This is a genomic window from Streptomyces niveus, from assembly GCF_001723055.1.
GTDB classification, from domain to species: domain Bacteria; phylum Actinomycetota; class Actinomycetes; order Streptomycetales; family Streptomycetaceae; genus Streptomyces; species Streptomyces niveus.
On sequence record NZ_MDCR01000118.1, the window covers coordinates 25,801 to 43,398 of the forward strand.

General features: G+C 70.6%; 16 protein-coding genes. 7 read left to right on the plus strand and 9 right to left on the minus strand.

All coding sequences use genetic code 11. The annotated features are described in order from the left end of the window. Positions 1-4: 4 nt before the first annotated feature. Together BHU15_RS15635 and BHU15_RS15640 are read right to left on the minus strand one after the other, a co-directional pair. Complete coding sequence (locus BHU15_RS15635) at positions 5-997, minus strand: hypothetical protein (RefSeq protein ID WP_079128163.1); 993 nt, start codon at positions 995-997, stop codon at positions 5-7. Further along, positions 994-1,947 carry a hypothetical protein gene (locus BHU15_RS15640; RefSeq protein WP_135064340.1) on the minus strand — a complete coding sequence of 318 codons (954 nt, stop codon included), beginning with the start codon at positions 1,945-1,947 and terminating at the stop codon, positions 994-996. The genes BHU15_RS15635 and BHU15_RS15640 overlap by 4 nt, the downstream gene beginning before the upstream one ends. Before the next feature lie 230 nt (positions 1,948-2,177). Between BHU15_RS15640 and BHU15_RS15645 the strand changes: the two genes are divergently transcribed. Next, complete coding sequence (locus BHU15_RS15645) at positions 2,178-2,897, plus strand: hypothetical protein (RefSeq protein WP_069627755.1); 720 nt, start codon at positions 2,178-2,180, stop codon at positions 2,895-2,897. Between the two features lie 6 nt (positions 2,898-2,903). Here BHU15_RS15645 and BHU15_RS15650 read toward each other — a convergent pair whose 3' ends face one another. Then, positions 2,904-3,656 (minus strand): TetR/AcrR family transcriptional regulator, encoded by a 753-nt coding sequence (locus tag BHU15_RS15650; protein WP_069627756.1) that lies wholly within the window; start codon positions 3,654-3,656, stop codon positions 2,904-2,906. A 139-nt stretch (positions 3,657-3,795) separates the two neighbouring features. Continuing rightward, positions 3,796-4,554 (minus strand): SDR family oxidoreductase, encoded by a 759-nt coding sequence (locus tag BHU15_RS15655; RefSeq protein WP_069627757.1) that lies wholly within the window; start codon positions 4,552-4,554, stop codon positions 3,796-3,798. A 262-nt stretch (positions 4,555-4,816) separates the two neighbouring features. On the opposite strand from BHU15_RS15655, the gene BHU15_RS15660 reads away from it, so the two are divergent. Next, complete coding sequence (locus BHU15_RS15660) at positions 4,817-5,233, plus strand: YciI family protein (RefSeq protein ID WP_069627758.1); 417 nt, start codon at positions 4,817-4,819, stop codon at positions 5,231-5,233. Positions 5,234-5,275: 42 nt separating this feature from the next. After that, positions 5,276-6,523 carry an RNA polymerase sigma factor gene (locus BHU15_RS15665; protein WP_069627759.1) on the plus strand — a complete coding sequence of 416 codons (1,248 nt, stop codon included), beginning with the start codon at positions 5,276-5,278 and terminating at the stop codon, positions 6,521-6,523. A gap of 6 nt (positions 6,524-6,529) precedes the next feature. Here the strand turns inward: BHU15_RS15665 and BHU15_RS15670 are convergent, their stop codons facing one another. From BHU15_RS15670 to BHU15_RS15685, 4 genes are all read right to left on the minus strand, one after another. Continuing rightward, on the minus strand, positions 6,530-7,450 hold the full coding sequence (locus tag BHU15_RS15670) for an SDR family oxidoreductase (protein WP_069627760.1): 921 nt from the start codon (positions 7,448-7,450) through the stop codon (positions 6,530-6,532). After that, complete coding sequence (locus BHU15_RS15675; RefSeq protein ID WP_069627761.1) at positions 7,447-8,076, minus strand: TetR/AcrR family transcriptional regulator; 630 nt, start codon at positions 8,074-8,076, stop codon at positions 7,447-7,449. Before BHU15_RS15675 ends, BHU15_RS15670 begins: the two co-directional genes overlap by 4 nt. Before the next feature lie 96 nt (positions 8,077-8,172). Beyond that, positions 8,173-10,419: a protein kinase domain-containing protein gene (locus BHU15_RS15680; RefSeq protein ID WP_141726828.1), complete on the minus strand. Its 2,247-nt coding sequence runs from the start codon at positions 10,417-10,419 to the stop codon at positions 8,173-8,175. Between the two features lie 103 nt (positions 10,420-10,522). Further along, a complete protein-coding gene (locus tag BHU15_RS15685) occupies positions 10,523-12,775 on the minus strand; it encodes a terpene synthase family protein (RefSeq protein ID WP_079128164.1) in 2,253 nt (750 codons plus the stop codon). A gap of 172 nt (positions 12,776-12,947) precedes the next feature. Between BHU15_RS15685 and BHU15_RS15690 the strand changes: the two genes are divergently transcribed. The 4 genes from BHU15_RS15690 to BHU15_RS15705 all read left to right on the plus strand — a co-directional run bounded on the left by BHU15_RS15690 (position 12,948) and on the right by BHU15_RS15705 (position 16,636). Next, positions 12,948-13,571 carry an HhH-GPD-type base excision DNA repair protein gene (locus BHU15_RS15690; protein WP_069627763.1) on the plus strand — a complete coding sequence of 208 codons (624 nt, stop codon included), beginning with the start codon at positions 12,948-12,950 and terminating at the stop codon, positions 13,569-13,571. Positions 13,572-13,782: 211 nt separating this feature from the next. After that, entirely contained in the window at positions 13,783-15,324 is a 1,542-nt protein-coding gene (locus tag BHU15_RS15695; protein ID WP_023540427.1) for a M28 family metallopeptidase, read from the plus strand. A 261-nt stretch (positions 15,325-15,585) separates the two neighbouring features. After that, positions 15,586-15,888, plus strand: a complete 303-nt coding sequence (locus tag BHU15_RS15700; RefSeq protein WP_023540426.1) for a type II toxin-antitoxin system VapB family antitoxin — start codon at positions 15,586-15,588, stop codon at positions 15,886-15,888. Between the two features lie 112 nt (positions 15,889-16,000). Next, positions 16,001-16,636 (plus strand): LytR C-terminal domain-containing protein, encoded by a 636-nt coding sequence (locus BHU15_RS15705; protein ID WP_069627764.1) that lies wholly within the window; start codon positions 16,001-16,003, stop codon positions 16,634-16,636. 59 nt (positions 16,637-16,695) lie between these two features. On the opposite strand, the gene upp is transcribed toward BHU15_RS15705, so the two are convergent. Beyond that, the gene (gene upp / locus BHU15_RS15710) at positions 16,696-17,331 is read right to left on the minus strand and encodes a uracil phosphoribosyltransferase (protein WP_023540424.1); all 636 of its coding nucleotides are present in this window, start codon (positions 17,329-17,331) and stop codon (positions 16,696-16,698) included. Positions 17,332-17,598 lie beyond the last annotated feature (267 nt).

A 17,598-nucleotide genomic window follows, 5' to 3' on the forward strand; every position in this document is an offset into this window, starting at 1 on the left:
CCTCTCATGCGGTGGGCCAGCTCAGGAATCCCGCCCGGCGTACCTGCCGGAGTTCGGTCAACTGCGAGCGGGGCGGGCGCACTTCGCGTACGAGACGGTGCACCGTACGGATCAGTGACGCCGGGTTCACGGCGGCCAGCTCCACGAACCTGCCGCGTCGCAGCCACTCACGCTCCCGGCGGCTGAGCGCGAACCCGAGCCCCGGACCGGTACCGGCGCCGGTACCGCCGCCCATACCGCCCACGACGAAGGGAGCCGGACCATGGGCGGGCACGGCGGCATACGCCGGACCGCGCCCGTGGACCAGATGGAGCGCCCCGGCCTGCCGGGGCCGCAGCCCCAGCGGAACGACCCGGACCCCGTCCGGCACGTCGACGGCCCGGGCGAACCGGGCCGGGAACGTGAGCCCCCGCGCGCTGGCGTCGTGCAGCAGATAGACCGTCCCGTGCCCGGCCAGCGCGAGCATCCTCAACACACCTGGGTCCAGGGGCAGTTCGGAGGCCCCGTACACCGGGCACGCCGACTCCATCGGGACCCCGTTGGCCCGCAGCATGGCGGCGATGTCGTCGGACTCGCACACCAGCACCCGGGGCAGCCCGTAGTCGAACAGGTCCGGTTCCGGGGTGTGCCGCCCGGCCGCCCGCCGGGGAGCGGGCACGGCCGGCGGCAGCAGGCCGGGAACCGGCGCCGGACCGTGCCGGCGCAGCGTGGCCCGGTACGCGTCGTAGGTCAGCGCGGGGGCCGAGGTGAACTGCGCGCGCCGGGGCGCCCGGTGCCACGGCTGGAGCACCCGGCACATCTCGTAGTACAACTGCCGTTCGGTGAAGTGGAGTTGTCCCGGTGCGCCGGCCTTCTCGACCGCCGTACGCAGCACCCGGTCCAGGATCGCCTGCCGCATCTGCCCCACGCCCCTCGCGTCGGTCGCATCGCTCGCGTCGGTCGCATCGCTCACGTCGCTCACGTCGCTCACGTTCGTGGCGTGTGCCGCGTCGCTCATGACGCCGTCGGCCAGGTGAGGAATCCGACCTGCTGGGCGCGCCCCCGGTCCGGGTCGGCCATCCCCTCGGCCCGGTCCACCGCCCTCGCGACCACGGCCAGCAGCTTCGCGGGCGGTACGGCGGCTATCGGCGACCACCAGCCACGGCTCAGCCAGTCGGCCTCCGCCGCGGTCAGCGGCGGCGTCGACGACCGGATGACGTCCAGGTCCCCGCTCCGCAGCGGCTTGCGCAGCCGCAGGGCGTTCGGCTTGTCCAGCACGGTGCGCGGCAGCATCCCGGCGACCACCACCCGGCCGCCGAGCGCGGCCCTGGTCGCGGCGGCGAAGGCGAGCCCCGCCGGGCTGGCGTCGTGCAGCACTATCCCCACCGGTCCCGGCCCCCCTGCCGATGCCGGGCCGTTGGATATGTTCCCGAGCTGGTCCAGCGACTGCGCCAGTGCGAGCGAGTGCGTCTTGTGCGCACCGTTCAGCGCGAGGCAGGCCAGCACGTCACGGTCCGGGCAGAGGACGACCAGCCTCGGCGTGCCGCCGTCGGGAAGCGCGGGGAGGACGGGGAACTGGACGTGCCCCTCGTCCTTCAGCCCCAAGGGGCGGCTGTAGACGACGGTCCAGCGGTCGATGACCGAGGTCCGGAAGGTGCTGAGCGACATCGGCACCTCGACCGTGCCCGACCACTTCGCGCGGCGCGAGCCACGGAACGTCAGCAGCAGAACCAGCGCCAGGAAGACGCCCGCGATCACGAGGGTGCTCCGCACCACGTCCGGATCGAACTCGTTGGTTCCCATGATCAACATGGCGAAGAAGCCCGTCGCCAGGATGAAGCCGACCGCGACGCAGCCGTACGACGTACCGCCCGCGGGAGTGCGGTTGCGCGCGGCGGCGTACCAGAGCTGGGTGGGCGTGTAGCGCAGCTTTCCGCCGTCGGTGAGCTTGTCGATGAGCTTGCGCATGCGGACGTCGTGCAGGCGGAGCGTGTTTTCCTTCGGTTCGAGAGCGAACGCGCGCTTGCAGACCGGGCACATCCCACGCCCCCGCTCCCGGTAGCGAGCGTCTTTCCCACAGTGCGGGCAGATCACGGCGGCCCCCTCCAACTGCCCTGTGAAGCGCATGGTTTCGTTAAGCCGAACGGACAGATCCTAGACGATGGAGCTTGATTCAGATGTCCAATTCCCGTACACGAATGAAACGCGAGGCGAACGCCGAGAACGAGGTCCACGACGTCGCCGAATTCACCGATGCGGCAAGAAATGTCGTCACGCCCGTCCTCCAACTCCCCGAAGACATCGCCCTGGCCGTGGTGAACGCCTTCACCAAGGTCGTGAGGGACGCCAAGAGAAGCGAATCGGCGACGACCCGGAACAAGGATGGAATAACCCGTTTCCAGACATTCGAGGAGGGCGACGTCTATATGCTCGAAGCCCCCTTCGACGACTTCTTCGCCGACCGCTATCTCATGGATTTCTACAACGTGGAGGAGCGCGGCGTCTGCTCCCGTATGCATATGCACACCGGTCTGCGATTCGTACGGATGATGACGGGCCCGGACACCCGGATCCGGGTGAGCAGCCTCTCTCCGTTCGAGATCACCGGTGTCACGGGGGTAACTCCCTTCTCCTTGCGGTCCTTCGAGGACGCCCTGCCCGACACCCCGCCCGGTGTGGAGCGCACCCGCTACAACCTGGTCGTGCCGCCGTGCTCCTTCGTGGACATGCAGATTCCGCGCGGGGTGAGCCACCAGTTCAACGCCGTCGGCGAGCACGCCGTGATCGATTCCGTACACCCCGAGGAGTCGGTGGAGACATTCCGCGAGAAGATGTCGGGCTTCAAGATGATGGCGCAGACGGTATTCCTGGCGGACGAACTGCCCGCGTCGGACACCTGCGCGGATCTGCCGACCTGACAGGGCCTAGGACCGGTCGTCCCCGGATGTCTCCGAGCCGGGTGACTTCGTGGGCGTCGTGGAAAGCCGGCGCAGCCATTCCGTCATCAGGGCCACTTCCGCGGTGCTGAGCCCCGATTCCGCCGAGTTCCCCAGCAGGACGTTCAACTGAGCCGCCGCCGCGGGCAGCCGCGTCCTGCTCGTGGCCCGCGCGCCCGTGCCGGTCTCCGCCGCCACGTCCGGGGTGAGGACGGTGGCGTGCACGGCGTCGCGGACCCGCCGGGAGGTGTCCTTGTCGGTGAAGGTCGAGGGACGGGCGACGAGCATCAGCGCCACCCCGACGTTGGCCGACATGACGACCTGGGCAGCCGCCTCCGGCGCCAGCCGCAACTTCCCGTCCGCCGCGGCCCGTCGCAGATCCCTGGTGAGGATCTCGTGGGACTCCAGCGCCGCCGCCGGGGGTGTGCGCATCGCGGGGGAGTACATCAGCCGGTACAGATTCGGGTTGTCCAGCGCGAACTCCACATGGCTGTCCCAGCCCTTGCGCAGATCCTCTATCGGGTCGTCCTCCGGGGCACGCTGCCGCTTGGTCTCCAGATACTTGTCGAAGCCGTAGTCCACGACGGCGGACAGCAGCCCCTCCTTGTCCCCGAAGTGCCGGTAGAGCGCCGGGGCACCCACCTGCGCGGCGTCGCAGACGGCCCGGGTGGAGACGTCCCCGTCGGGCGACTCGGCGACCAGCCGGGCCGCGACTTCCAGGATCCGCGCGCGTGTGCTCATCGCCGACGACCGTATCAAGGGCCCCGTAGCGCTGTTACGCATGACGGAACTCAACTCCTCTCTGCCTCCGGCCACTTCCCGGCCGATCCGGCGCCCGGCCGATCCGGCGCCCGTCCGGGACCCGGCGGGTGTGTGCGGCTCAGATGATGCCGCCGTTGGCACGGAGCACCTGCCCGTTGACCCAGCGGGCCGGTCCCGCCAGGAAGGAGACGACCTCGGCGATGTCCTCCGGCCGCCCGAGCCGCTCCAGCGGGGCCTGGGCGGCGAGCTTCGCGACGGTCTCCTCGTCCTTGCCGTCCAGGAACAGCGCGGTCGCGGTCGGCCCGGGCGCCACCGCGTTGACCGTGATGTCCCGTCCGCGCAGCTCCCTGGCCAGGATCAGCGTCATCGCCTCGACCGCGCCCTTGCTCGCGGCGTACGCCGTGTATCCCGGGAAGGCCAGGCCCACCACCGAGCTGGAGAAGTTGATGACCGCCCCACCGCTCCGCAGCCGCCGCGCCGCCTGCTGGCCGACCACGAACGTGCCCCGGATGTTGGTGCGGTGCATCCGGTCCAGCGCGTCCAGCTCGGTGTCCACCAGCGGCGTCACCGACATGACGCCCGCCGCGTGCACGAGGACGTCCACACCCCCGTAGGTCTCCTCCGCCGCGTCGAAGAGCGCCGACACCGCGACCTCGTCGGCCACGTCGGCACGGAAGGCCATGGCGGTCCCGCCCGACTCGCTGATGGCGGCCACCGCCGCCTCCGCCTCGGCCTGATTTCCCGCGTAGTTGACGACGACGGCGTGCCCGTCCGCCGCCAGGCGCTCCGCGCTCTCCCGGCCGATCCCGCGGGACCCTCCGGTGACGATCACCACCCGGCGGTCCGTTCGACGCTCCGCGCCCGGCTGCTCGCTCATGACATCGCTCCCTGGATAGCGGCCCTCGTCTGTCTTCGCCTCCCGACAACAACAACGCTAACACGTTCGACGTAGCGACGCTACCTCATTCCGTAACATCGCTACGCACCCCACGCCCCAGGGCCGACGGAGTGGTGGCGGAGTGGTGGCGGAGTGGTGGAAAAGAAACATCCCGCGAGCTGTCGAGAAGCCGTCATCGGTTCCGACGTCCCCTGTGAGAGTTGCCCAGCGAGGGCGACAGCACGACACAAGGAGCGATGTCATGAAGTATCTGGTGATGGTCCAGGGTTCGCAGGCCGACTACGACGCGATGACCGGCAAGGCGTCCGAGCACAGCGCGGCCTGGAACGAGAAGGACATGCAGGCGATGTTCGCCTACATGGGGACGATCAACGACGACCTCGCCGAGTCGGGCGAGCTGGTCGACGCGAACGGCCTGAGCGCCCCCTCCGAGACCCGCTTCGTCAGCGCGGGCAAGGACGGCAAGCCGGTGATCACGGACGGCCCGTACGGCGAGACGAAGGAGCTGCTGGCCGGCTACTGGGTGCTCGACTGCGCGAGCCTGGAGAGGGTCACGGAGATCGCCGCGCGCGTCGCGGCATGCCCCCAGCCCGAGGGCGTCCCCTTCTACCCGGTGGTCATCCGTCCCATCCAGGAAGGCCCGGCCGTCGACGCCTGAGGCTCCGTGCGCGCCCCGGCACGACGGGGTGTAATACACGGTGTGAACGACGGCACCGGCTCCACCACGACCGAGGACCTGCTGCGCCTGCACGCGCCGCAGGTCCTCGGCGCGCTCGTCCGCCGCTACGGCCACTTCGACCTCGCCGAGGACGCCGTACAGGAAGCCCTCATCGCCGCCGCCCGGCAGTGGCCCTCCGAGGGCCCGCCCGACAACCCCCGCGGCTGGCTGATCAGAACCGCGTCCCGCCGTCTCGTCGACCAGTTCCGCAGCGAGGAGGCGCGGCGCAGACGCGAGGAGAGTGCCGCCGCGCTCACCCCCAGGGACGCCTTCACCGCGCCGCCGCCCGGTGAGAGCCGCGCCCCGTCGGAGGACGACACCCTCACCCTCCTCTTCCTCTGCTGCCACCCCGAACTGCCCGCCGCCGCCCGGACCGCGCTCACCCTGCGCGCCGTCGGCGGTCTGACCACCGCCGAGATCGCCCGCGCGCATCTGATGCCCGAGGCGACGATGGCGCAGCGCATCAGCCGGGCGAAGCAGAAGATCAAGGGCGTGCCCTTCCGGCAGCCGCGCCCCGAGGACCGCGACCGCCGGCTCGCCACCGTGCTCCAGGTGCTCTACCTGATCTTCAACGAGGGCCATACGGCCACCTCCGGCAGCGAGTTGCACCGCGCGGATCTCGCGTACGAGGCGATCCGGCTGACCCGGGCGGTACGGCGGCTGCTGCCGACCGAGGGCGCCGTGACGGGCCTGCTCGCGCTGATGCTGCTCACGGAGGCGCGGAGCGCCGCGCGCACGGGCCCGCACGGGGAACTCGTCCCGCTGGACGAGCAGGACCGCGGCCTCTGGGACCGTGCCGCGATCGACGAGGGTACGGCGCTGGTCGAGGAAGCCCTGTCCCAAGGCCCCGCCGGGCCCTATCAGTTGCAGGCCGCCATCGCCGCGCTGCACGACGAGGCGGCGAGCGCCGAGGACACCGACTGGCTCCAGATCGTCGCACTGTACGACGAGTTGCTGCGCCGCGCCCCGGGGCCGGAGCCGATGGCCGAACTGAGCCGGGCGGTGGCCGTGGCGATGGCGCACGGCCCGGAGGCCGGTCTCGCCGAACTCAAGGGCGTGGAGAAGGAGTTGGCGGGCCACCACCGACTCGACGCGGTACGGGCCCATCTGCTGGAGCGGGCGGGCGACAAGGAAGGCGCCCTGGCCGCGTACCAGTTGGCGGCGAGCCGTACGCTCAGCCGCCCGGAGACCCGCTATCTGATGATGCGAGCGGCCCGCCTGAGCGCGTAGAGGCGACTACAACGGCTCGCCGAGCGGCCCGTACTCCTCGACCAGCGACCTGGCCCAGTGCGCGGCGAAGTCCGGCCGCGTACCGTCCGCGTCCGTGAAGCCGTACTCCTCGTACAGCCCCCAAGTCGCCAGCGCCCGGCCCGACTTGGCCATGACGTCCGGATCGGCGGCCAGCGCGGCGACCGCCCGCCCCAGATACGCCGGGCTCTCGGAGTACGCGAAGTTCGGGTCCTGGGCCACCGCGTCCCGCCATGTCTCCTCCGTGACGCCGAGGCCGTCCAGCATCGCCTTGGAGCGCAGAAAGCCGGGCGTGATCGCGACGGCGGCCACGCCGTACGGCTTCAGCTCGGCCGCCTGCGCGACCGCGAGGCGGATCACCGAGGACTTGACGAGGTCGTAGAAGAAACTCCCCCGGTAGCGGGCGGTGTTGCCGTCCGTCACCTCGACGACCAGCCCGCTGCGCCGGGCGACCAGCAGCGGCAGCGCGTACCGGCTGGTGATGACGTGCGTGTCGACGGCCTGCCGCAGCAGCCGGAACCCGGTGTCCAGGTCCTGCTCCCACAGCGGATGCTCCCAGTCCGTCAACGGGTCCCCGCCCCATACGGAGTTGACGAGGATGTCCAGCCGCCCGTCCTGCTCGGCGGCGATCCGGTCGACCAGGGCGCGGACCTCCTCGGGCCTGCTGTGATCCGTACGCACGGCGATACCGCGCCCACCGGCTGCGGTGACCAGGTCGGCCGCCCCCTCGATGGTCTCGGGACGGTCCAGGTCGGAGCGCCCGGCGGTGCTGCTGCGCCCGGTGACGTACACCGTCGCGCCGGCCGCGCCGAGTTCGACCGCGATGCCGCGCCCGCCGCCCCGCGTACCGCCCGCGACCAGCGCGACCCTGCCGGCCAGCGGTCCCGGCGCCTTCGCGATGTCGTTCATGATTCCTCCCGGTCGGCCGGTACGGGCACGGCCACGTGCCGCGCCAGCACCTCGTCGATCTCCTGCCGCATCCGCCGCGCGAGTGTCCCCTCACGGTCGAGCGCCCAGACCAGCCCGGCACCGGACGACATCGCCTGTACGGAACGGGCCAGCGGCCGTACGTCCGTCCCGGCCCTCAGCTCCCCGGCGGCGACGGCCGCGGTCAGCAGCTCCTCGACGGCGCGGCGCTCGGCCCGGTGCACGGTGAGGGCGTGCGCGTGGAAGTCCGGTTCGCCGAGGTCGAGGCTGAGGAACGCCAGATGGTTGGCGTAGGTCTGGGGCGTCGTCATCGGCTCTGTCGACTCCACGAGCAGCGCGGTCAGCGCGGCGAGCGCCGAGCCGTGCTCACGGCGCAGCCGCTCCGGCGACGTACGCGCATCGGCCTCCGCGCTCTCGGCGGCCCGCTCGGCGAGCGCCAGCAGCAGACCGCGCTTGGACCCGAAGCGCTGCATGAGCGTGCCGGGTACGACGCCGACCTCGCGGGCCACGGCCGCGAGGGTGAGCCCGGCGGGCCCGACGCGTCCGACGACGTCGGCGGTCGCGCGCAGGATCGCGGCGTCGTCGACACCACGGGGACGTCCGGCCACAGCGACTCCCTACTTAATAAATGCACGTTCATTCATTAAACAGGGCACGCGCCTGGACGGCAACAGGCACACCGCACCGAGACGGGCAGCGCGTCGTCAGCCGGTCAGAGAGCCGACCGTCCCGAGCTGCTTCCACTTGCCGCCCTCGCGCACATCGACCCACACCGGCCGGTCGAGGGCCTGGTGGTCCTTGAAGCGGTAGCGGCCCAGCAGCCCCTTGACGTCGACCCCGTCCATGGCGTCCCGGAGCGTGCCCCGCGCGACCTCGGGCCTCGCGTCCGCCGCGCCCGGTTCCGGCAGGGCCCCGTCGTCCATGACCTGCCGGATCCCGGCGGCGAGCACGAGCGTGGCGTCGTACAGCTCGACCCCGCCCCTCGCCTCGAACATCTCGCGCAGCGCGGCCGGAGCCGCGCAGACCTTCGGGTACAGCTCGCAGTCGGCCTTCGGCTGCCGCTCGTCGTGGAAGGAACGGAAGCGCAGCGTGCCGTCCGGCACCAGCTTGTCTTCCTTGTCGGTGTACTCGTGGTCGTCCTCGGAATCGCAGGACGCCTCGTACTTCTCCTGCACGACCATCAACTGCCCGGACTTCTTCAGCGCGTCGACCCAGCCTTCGCGCTGCCGGGAGTTGGGCAGAGTGACGGTGTCCGGGCGGTTGTCGGCCACGTCCCTGGCGACGTCCTCCTCGTCCATCTCATCCGGATAGCCGGCGGACTCGACGGCGTCGACGCCCGCCTCACGCAGCCCGTGCCCGAGCTCGCGGTAGTACGGATCGTCATCGGCGAGGTCGTCGTCCCAGTTGAAGTCGGAGCCGACGATCACCTTGTCCGTGCCGTACGCCCCCCGCAGATAACGCCCTTCCTGCTTGCCCATGTCGTACTTCGACGGCATCGTGCCGAAGGCGAAGTCCGGGCCCGAGCTGTCCTTGCAGCTGTCGATCGTGGCCATCTGAGCGTCGAATTCGGTCTCGACGCCGTCTACGCTGCTGACGTCGCCGACCAGTGCGAGCATGTTCGGGTACTTCTCCAGCATCTCGGTCGCCGGGGTCTCCCGGTAGTCCTCGACGGGGACGACGCGCACCGGGAGCTTCTTGCCCGACGTGCGCTCGGCGTCCTTGAAGGCGGCCTCGACGATCGCGGCACGCTCCTCCCCGTACCGGTCGTCGAGCGACCAGTCGAACGGGACACCGATGACATAGTCCCGCGCCATCGCCGCGCTGGGCCCGGCCACCGGCGCTTCCTCGTCGCCGGACGACGAGGAGGCGGACGAGAGCGCGAACCCGGTCGGTATGCCGAGCACGACGAGCGCGACGGCTGCCCCGACGAGCGCGTTGCGCCGACGGCGCCGTGGGGCCCGCGGGGCCGAAGGCGGGGGCGGCGTGGAGACCTTGGCGACGTAGTGGGGTCGCGGTGACGGGGTCGGCGCCGGGGCAGGCTCCGGCCGTACGTCCTCAGGCTCGGGCCCCGGATCCGGCTCGGACGGCGGTTTTACGACAACGGGCACCGCCCCCGCTTGCGCCCGCACCCGCTCCAGCTCCACCCGCGCCGCCCGCGCGTCCGAGGGCCGGTCGTCGGGTTCCTTGGCCATCAGCGCGAGGATCAACCGGTCCATGTCAGGACCGAGTTCGGCACGGGCCCGGCTCGGCCGCAGCGGCTCGTCGTTCAGGTGGTTGTACATGATCCCGGCCGCGTGCCCGACGAACGGCGGCCGTCCGACCAGGAGTTCGTACAGGACACAGCCCAGCGCGTAGAGATCCGTACGCCCGTCGCCGTTCCGCTGCTGAAAGCGCTCCGGCGCCATGTACAGCACGCTGCCGAACGGCGCCTGCCCGGTCTGGGTGAGCTGCGGATCGGTGGACCGGGCCTCGGTGTACTTGGCGATGCCGAAGTCCACGACCTTGGCGACGCCCTCGCCGGTGACCATGATGTTGGCCGGCTTGATGTCGCGGTGCACGATGCCCGCCGCGTGCGCGACCTCCAGCCCCCGGCACACATCGACGGCCCAGCTCAGCGCGTCCGCCACGCTCACGCGCCCACTCTCGGCGAGTACGTCGTGCAGCGTCCGCCCGTCCACCAGCGCCATCACCAGATACGGACTGTCCCCGTCGGTCCCGTGATCGTGTACGGCGACGATGTGCGGGCTGTCCAGGGAGGCCACGGCCCGCGCCTCCCGCCGGAACCGCGCCAGCTGCTCCCGCCGCTCCCCGTCGTCCCCGGGAGCGAGCAGCAGTTTTACGGCGACGTCCCGCCCCAACTCCCGGTCCCGCGCCCGCCAGACCTCCCCCATCCCCCCGGCACCGAGCAACTCCACCAACTCGTACCGCCCGCTCAGCAACCGCCCCCGCACGATGCCCTCCCCCGTCCACAGAAGTGGCTTGGAGGCTATCTCCCGCCCCGGACACGCTCCCGAGGCGGGGCGCGGCCTGCCCGTTCTCGGCAGGAAGCGGCGGTCACGGCGTCAGCGCCTCCGGCCGGCCGATCCGCGCCGCCGAGGTGCCGGGGCCCCTGAGCGTCGGGAGAAGCCGCCGGGTGGTGCCCGCCCGGTCGTGCAGCAGGTCCTCCTCCTTGTAACGGTGGCAGTCGTTGTGCCAGACGAGGATGCCGGAGAGCCAGTTCTCCAGCTCCTTCACATAGCCGTCCAGGACCCAGCGCGCCTCGACGGTGAGGGCGAAGTCGTCGTACAGGACGGGGAGTTCGTTGGCCACGACGTGCTGGAACTGGCGCATGCGGCCCTTCATCAGATCGTGGACGATCTCGACACCCGTCGGGTAGTCGCAGTTGAAGAAGGACTGCACGACCAGGACGCCGTTGTGGATCTCGCCCTCGAACTCGATCTCCTTCTGGTACGAGAAGAGGTCGTTCATCAGGCAGGCGTAGTCCTGCGCCGCGTTCTCCAGGGACCTCATGGGTCCGCTGGCGTAGATCTCCGGCGGCACCACCCGGCCGTGGCCGATGCGGGACAGACTCATCGTCATGTTGGAGCCGAAGGTCCGGCGGCGCATCTCGATGTAGTCGACGGGATCCGGGATGCGGTTCTGGAGCTGGTTGGCCAGCTCCCAGACCCAGCTGGCCGTCATGTCCTCGACGTCCGCCCGGAAGGTCCGGCGGGCTTCCGGGTCCATCGGGCCCGCCGTGCGGACCCACAGGTCGGCCAGTCCGCGCTCCAGCGCGCTGAGCGGTGGCGGGGTGTCCAGCGTCTCGATCGGCATGAAGAGGGACAGCCGCTCGTTGCAGACCTTCGCCGCCGCGAGATCGCGGGTGCCGCCGAACACGACGGGGAACAGGTCGTCGCCGTACGTCCCCCAGGCCAGCCAGTCCGAGGTCAGGTCGAGCCCCTCCCGGGAGGCGTCGGGATGGATCCCGGCGGCGCAGAGCGGGACGTCGATACGGCGCATCCGGTCCTCGTCCCAGATGTCCGAGCCGGGGACGCCGGGCTGCCCCTCCAGGATGCCCATCCGGCGCGCCCACTCCACGCTGTGCTCGCGCGACGCCTCCAGATAGGGACTGAGCCGTGCCGTGAACGGCATCTCGAACGCGGGCAGGATCGAGGGCCCCACCCGCTGGTACGGCACATGGCTGTGGGCGCGTGCCCTGGTGGAGGCGCCGGGGGTCAGGCTCCTGAGACAGGCCGACGCCGCCGTCCAGCGCCCGACCGGGGTCAGCGAGAACAACGGCCCCGCCGTCTCTCCGGCCCCGGCGCCACCGCCCGCCCCCGCGCCGTTCATGTACCGGCTGGAGCGCATGTGCCACTCGTGGCCGCCGGCCTGCCAGTCCTGGAGGCCCTTCACGTACGCCAGGGTCCCGGCCGCCGCGACCGGATCGATGCCGTTCTCCACGAAGAGCGGACCCAGCTCGGTGAGCGCCGTGTTCTCGAACTGGTGCAGACGGGACGTCAGCAGGTCGTTGACCGCGTCGGCCGCCTCCTGCGTCGTGCAGCCCAGGAACGTCTCCAGGACGAGCACACCGTTGCTCAGCTCGCCCTCCTCCTCGATCTCCCTCTGGTAGGAGAAGAGGTCGTTACGCAGATGGACCCCGTCGGAGAACGAGTCGCGCAGGACCCGCATCGGACGGGAACCGGCGATCGAAGCGGGCACCTCCGCCCCCGCCGCGTACTCGATGAGCCCGGCCGACCACGGCGCCCCGCCGACCTTGCGGCGCATCTCGATGTACTCGACGGGATTCGCGATCCGCCCGGCATTGATGTTGGCGAGTTCCCAGAGGGATTCGTTGAGCAGATTCTCGGTGCTCTCGGCGAACCGCGCCCGCCAGTCCAGGGACATCGAAGGGACCGTGCGCCTCCAGAGATCGGCGAGGCCCGCCTCCACCGGATTCGTCGGCTCGGGAAAACCCTGGCTGAGATCCATCGGCATGAAGGACGGGAGCCGGTCGAGATACGCCTTGCCGCCCTCCCTGTCCTGCGATCTCTTGAAGATCTCCAGGAAGTGGTCGTCGAAGAAGAAGACCCACACATACCAGTCCGTGACCAGCGACAACTGCGGTCCTGTGCAGTCGGGATGGGTGTACGAGCACAGCAGCGCGTAGTCGTGGGCGTCGAGATCGCTCAGCTCCCAGATCCCGGAACCCTCCAGCATGCCCATGTCCCGCGCCCACGTCCGGGAGTGCTCCCTGGCCTCCTCAAGAGACGGGTTGATACGCGCCGGATAAGGCATGTAGAAATCCGGCAGTTCGAAGGGCTGAGTCACTGGTGCGCGGCCTTTCCCGAGGATTCCGGAGCATTCCGGGAGCTGTCGGTGTCCAAGGCCCAGCCCTACCCCTCGCCCCGTACCGCCATCCGCGCCATAAAACAGTCATATGAACACACCGTCAGGGCGTGGCCTCCCTGAAACTTGACGCGTCCCGGTCCACCATCGGCGCATGAGCACGACGATTCGCATCGCACAGCAACCCGAGGCCGACGAACTCCTGGGCCGCAGCCCGCTCGCCGCGCTGGTCGGCATGCTGCTGGACCAGCAGGTGCCCATGGAGTGGGCCTTCTCGGGGCCGTACACCATCGCCGTACGCATGGGGGGTGACGATCTGGACGCGCGCGCGATCGCCGCGTACGACCCCGAGGCCTTCGCCACGCTGCTCTCGGAGAAGCCCGCCGTCCACCGCTACCCGGGCTCCATGGCCAAGCGCGTGCAGCAGCTCTGCCAGTTCCTGGTCGCGCACTACGACGGGGACGCCGCCGGCGTGTGGCGCGAGGTCGCCACCGGCGCCGAACTGCTCAAGCGGCTGACCGAACTCCCCGGCTACGGCAAGCAGAAGTCGCAGATCTTCCTCGCGCTGCTCGGCAAGCAGTACGGCGTACGGCCCGAGGGCTGGCGCGCGGCGGCCGGCGCGTACGGCGACGAGGGCTCGTACCGGTCCGCGGCCGACATCACGGGCCCCGAGACCCTGGCCAAGGTCCGCGCGCACAAGCAGGAGGCCAAGGCCGCCGCCAAGGCCGCGAAGGCGGCGCAGAGCCCCGGGAGTCCCGCGAAGGGCACGAAGAACTGAGGCTGCGGGCCGGCCGGCGCGGAGGGCGCCGGGTGGATGGCGAGTGGACTCCGGACGACCGTACGCGACTTGTTTTGGCACATCTGTTCCCCTACAACGCCCCAGGTCGCTAACTTTCGGTTGCTCACTTCACACCGTTCACGCTCATCCGCACTTGTTCACCCCCGTTCGCATCGGAAGGACCCCTGTGAACGCAACGTCCCGCAGACTCATGGCAGTCGCAGCCGCCACCGCGCTCGCCGCCCCGCTTCTGCTGTCCGCATCCTCCGCCTCCGCGCACAACAAGCCCGACCCGGCGAGGGACGCGGCGAAGCTCGCCAAGAAGCTCGTCAAGGAGGCGTCCGGCAAGGACGCGTACAAGCACCTTCAGAAGTTCCAGGACATCGCCGACTCCGCCGACGGCCACCGCGCCGCCGGCTCGCTCGGCCACGACGCGTCCGCCGCGTACGTGTACAGCCTCCTGAAGAAGGCCGGCTACAACGTCTCGTACGACAGCTTCGAGTTCACGTACATCCAGACGCAGGCCGAGACCCTGAAGGTCACCGCGCCGACGCCGCGCGACTCCGAGATCACGGCCATGTCGTACACGAAGTCCACGCCCAAGGGCGGGATCGAGGCCGCTCTGGCCGTCGTACCGGTCGACGCGACCACCGGCTGCGAGCCGACCGACTACGCGGCCGGCGCCTTCACCGGCAAGATCGCGCTCATCCAGCGCGGCGGCTGCGACTTCGCCACCAAGCAGCAGACGGCCGCCGCAGCGGGCGCGGTCGCCGCGATCGTCTCGAACAACACCGAGGGCGCCCTCAGCGGCACCCTGGGCGACCCGGCGGCGGCCAGGATCCCCACGGGCGGTGTCACCCAGGCCGAGGGCGCGAAGCTCGCCGCCGAGGCCGCGGCGGGCCCCGTGACGGTCTCCCTGGACATCCGTCAGCTCCAGGAGAAGCGCACCACCCGCAACGTGATCGCCGAGACGAAGGGCGGCAACCCCGCCAACACGGTGATGCTCGGCTCCCACCTCGACTCCGTCACCGAGGGCGCGGGCATCAACGACAACGCGTCGGGCTCCGCCGGACTGCTCGAAGTCGCCCTGGATCTGGCCAAGTCGCGTGAGAAGACCGCCAACAAGGTCCGCTTCGCCTGGTGGTCGGCGGAGGAGCTGGGGCTGCTCGGCGCCGAGGACTACGTGCAGGGCCTCACCCCCGAGCAGGCCGATCAGATCGCGCTCTACCTGAACTTCGACATGATCGCCTCGCCGAACTTCGGTCAGTTCGTGTACGACGGCGACGACTCGGACGGCGTGGGCGCGGGCGCGGGCCCGGAGGGCTCGGCGCAGCTGGAGAAGGGCATCACCGACTTCCTCGACAGCAAGAACTACCCGCACGAGGGCACCGACTTCTCCGGCCGCTCCGACTACGGGCCGTTCATCGAGGTCGGCATCCCCTCCGGGGGAACCTTCACCGGCGCCGAGGGCATAAAGACCGCGGACCAGGCGGCGAAGTTCGGCGGCGAGGCCGGGGTCGCGTACGACCCCTGCTACCACGCGGCCTGTGACGACCTCGACAACATCAACAAGGAGGCGTTCGACGTCAACATCGACGTCATCGCCAACGCCGTGGGCCACTACGCCCACGACCTGAGCCCGCTCACCGCGAAGGCCGGGACGAACGCCGCCGCCAAGATCCAGCGCGGCGCGGCCCACGGTGACACCGGGGTCGGCGCGTCGAACGCCCACGAGCACGAGTCGCGGGCCTGACCGACCGACAGCCACGCACGCGGGCGCCGAGGGAGCGGATTCCCCCGGCGCCCGTGGTGCGTGCTGATGCCTCTTCAGGAGGCCGTGCGGAAGGCGGGCGGAAGGCGATACGGGGGGGCCGGTGCGGCGGCGATATCGGAGGCGACGTCACCGGACGGGCCGGTTCCATTCATACGTCACTCCTACTTTGAACCATATGCATCCTTTTGCACCACCGCGCCATGGCTGCGCCCGGAGCCGCTCGCCCGGTAGGCTTTCCGTGTGATCTTCAAGCGCATCGGTAACGGGCGGCCGTATCCCGACCACGGCCGGGAAAGCACCCGGCAGTGGGCGGATGTAGCGCCGCGCCCGGTCCGCCTCGATCAGCTCGTCACCACGAAGGGCCAACTGGATCTGGAGACGCTGCTCGCCGAGGACTCGACCTTCTACGGAGACCTCTTCGCGCACGTCGTGAAGTGGCAGGGCGACCTGTATCTGGAGGACGGACTGCACCGCGCCGTCCGCGCGGCACTGCAGCAGCGGCAGGTACTGCACGCGCGCGTGCTCGAACTGGATCTGGGCTGACGGGCCCTCAACCGACCCGGCACTGAGCCTTTCGGGGTCTTTCCGGCACCTACAGGCCCAACCTATTGATCATTTAGTAGGAATCACTACCGGAGCGCACTACGCTGCGGCCATGAGCATGCTCACCCCCCCTGGCATGGGCGGCAAATATCGCATCACGGGTGCCAAGTACCCCCGTATGCGGCCCCCCCGTCACCGCCGCAGGATCGTGCTCGCGGCCGTCGCAGGAGTCGTCGCCCTCGGTCTCGTCGGCTGGGGGACCGTACAGCTCGTCGACGTGTTCACGGCGGACGACGGTACGGGTACGAAGACCGCGACCGCGTCGGACCGCAACCGCACGCCCTCCTGCAAGCCGTCCCCGTCGGCCGTGGCGGCCAAGACGCTGCCCAAACCGGCCCAGATCAAGGTCAACGTCTACAACGCGACGCCGCGCGCGGGACTCGCCAAGAGCACCGCGGACGAGCTGAAGAAGCGCGGCTTCCTCATCGGCAAGGTGGGCAACGCGCCCGCCGCCTTCGACAAGAAGATCCCCGGCACGGGGATACTGCTCGGCGCCCCGACCGCCGCGGACGGGTCCCTCGCGGTGCTCGGCGCCCAGCTGAAGGGCGCGAAGCCGCAGCACGACGCCCGCGAGACCAAGGACGTCGACCTGCTGCTCGGCACGGCCTTCAAGACACTGAACGTGCAGAAGGAGGCCGACCGGACCCTGGCCATCCTGGCCAGGCCCGCCCCGGGCGACCCCTGCTGACCGGCGCCGTGAGGCGCCGGTCCGGTAAGACGCCGGTCCTGTAGGGCGACGGTGCCGTCCTAGTCGGCCGTCCCGTACATCCGGTCGCCCGCGTCGCCCAGCCCCGGCACGATGTACCCGCGGTCGTTCAGCCGCTCGTCGACCGCCGCCGTGACGACCGTCACCGGTGTGCCCGCCAGCTCGCGCTCCATCACCTCGACGCCCTCGGGCGCCGCGAGAAGCACCACGGCGGTCACATCGTCCGCGCCGCGCTTGATCAGCTCACGGATCGCCGCGACGAGCGTGCCGCCGGTGGCCAGCATCGGGTCCAGGACGTACACCTGCCGCCCCGACAGGTCCTCGGGCATCCGGCTCGCGTACGTCGACGCCTGGAGCGTCTCCTCGTTACGGATCATCCCGAGGAAACCGACCTCGGCGGTCGGCAGCAGCCGCACCATGCCGTCGAGCATGCCGAGGCCGGCCCGGAGGATCGGCACCACGAGGGGCCGGGGATGGGACAGCTTCACACCCGTGGTCGGCGTCACCGGAGTCTCGATGTCGACCTGCTCGGTGCGCACGTCCCTGGTGGCCTCGTACGCGAGCAGGGTGACCAGCTCGTCGGCGAGGCGCCGGAAGGTAGGGGAGTCGGTGCGCTTGTCGCGCAGCGTGGTGAGTTTGTGCGCGACCAGCGGGTGGTCGACGACGTGAATCCGCATGCGTCAACAGTAACCGTGGCCCGCCGGGCGCCCCCCGCTGGCATCAATACCCCGTACGCAGGGAAGGTGTGTGGGCACGTGTACAGGGGCCACAGAGGCGCGGGGGCGCAGTCGACGGAGTCGTGGGTGGGGAGGGCGGCGATGGCGGACCGGCAGCAGCGGGACGGGCGGGAGCACGGCGGCGAGGCCACGCCCGACGCCACCTCCGGCGCCGAGCCGGACACCACCGGCGCCGAGAGCGAGGCGGCACGCCGCCGGCGGCGTGCG

What these genes read in the sequence shown, in the direction of transcription:
- BHU15_RS15635 (WP_079128163.1), bottom strand. Translation starts at nt 997, where the DNA reads ATGAGCGACGCGGCACACGCCACGAACGTGAGCGACGTGAGCGACGTG.
- BHU15_RS15640 (WP_135064340.1), bottom strand. Translation starts at nt 1,947, where the DNA reads ATGCGCAAGCTCATCGACAAGCTCACCGACGGCGGAAAGCTGCGCTAC.
- BHU15_RS15645 (WP_069627755.1), top strand. Translation starts at nt 2,178, where the DNA reads ATGAAACGCGAGGCGAACGCCGAGAACGAGGTCCACGACGTCGCCGAA.
- BHU15_RS15650 (WP_069627756.1), bottom strand. Translation starts at nt 3,656, where the DNA reads ATGAGCACACGCGCGCGGATCCTGGAAGTCGCGGCCCGGCTGGTCGCC.
- BHU15_RS15655 (WP_069627757.1), bottom strand. Translation starts at nt 4,554, where the DNA reads ATGAGCGAGCAGCCGGGCGCGGAGCGTCGAACGGACCGCCGGGTGGTG.
- BHU15_RS15660 (WP_069627758.1), top strand. Translation starts at nt 4,817, where the DNA reads ATGAAGTATCTGGTGATGGTCCAGGGTTCGCAGGCCGACTACGACGCG.
- BHU15_RS15670 (WP_069627760.1), bottom strand. Translation starts at nt 7,450, where the DNA reads ATGAACGACATCGCGAAGGCGCCGGGACCGCTGGCCGGCAGGGTCGCG.
- BHU15_RS15690 (WP_069627763.1), top strand. Translation starts at nt 12,948, where the DNA reads ATGAGCACGACGATTCGCATCGCACAGCAACCCGAGGCCGACGAACTC.
- BHU15_RS15695 (WP_023540427.1), top strand. Translation starts at nt 13,783, where the DNA reads ATGGCAGTCGCAGCCGCCACCGCGCTCGCCGCCCCGCTTCTGCTGTCC.
- BHU15_RS15705 (WP_069627764.1), top strand. Translation starts at nt 16,001, where the DNA reads ATGAGCATGCTCACCCCCCCTGGCATGGGCGGCAAATATCGCATCACG.
- upp (WP_023540424.1), bottom strand. Translation starts at nt 17,331, where the DNA reads ATGCGGATTCACGTCGTCGACCACCCGCTGGTCGCGCACAAACTCACC.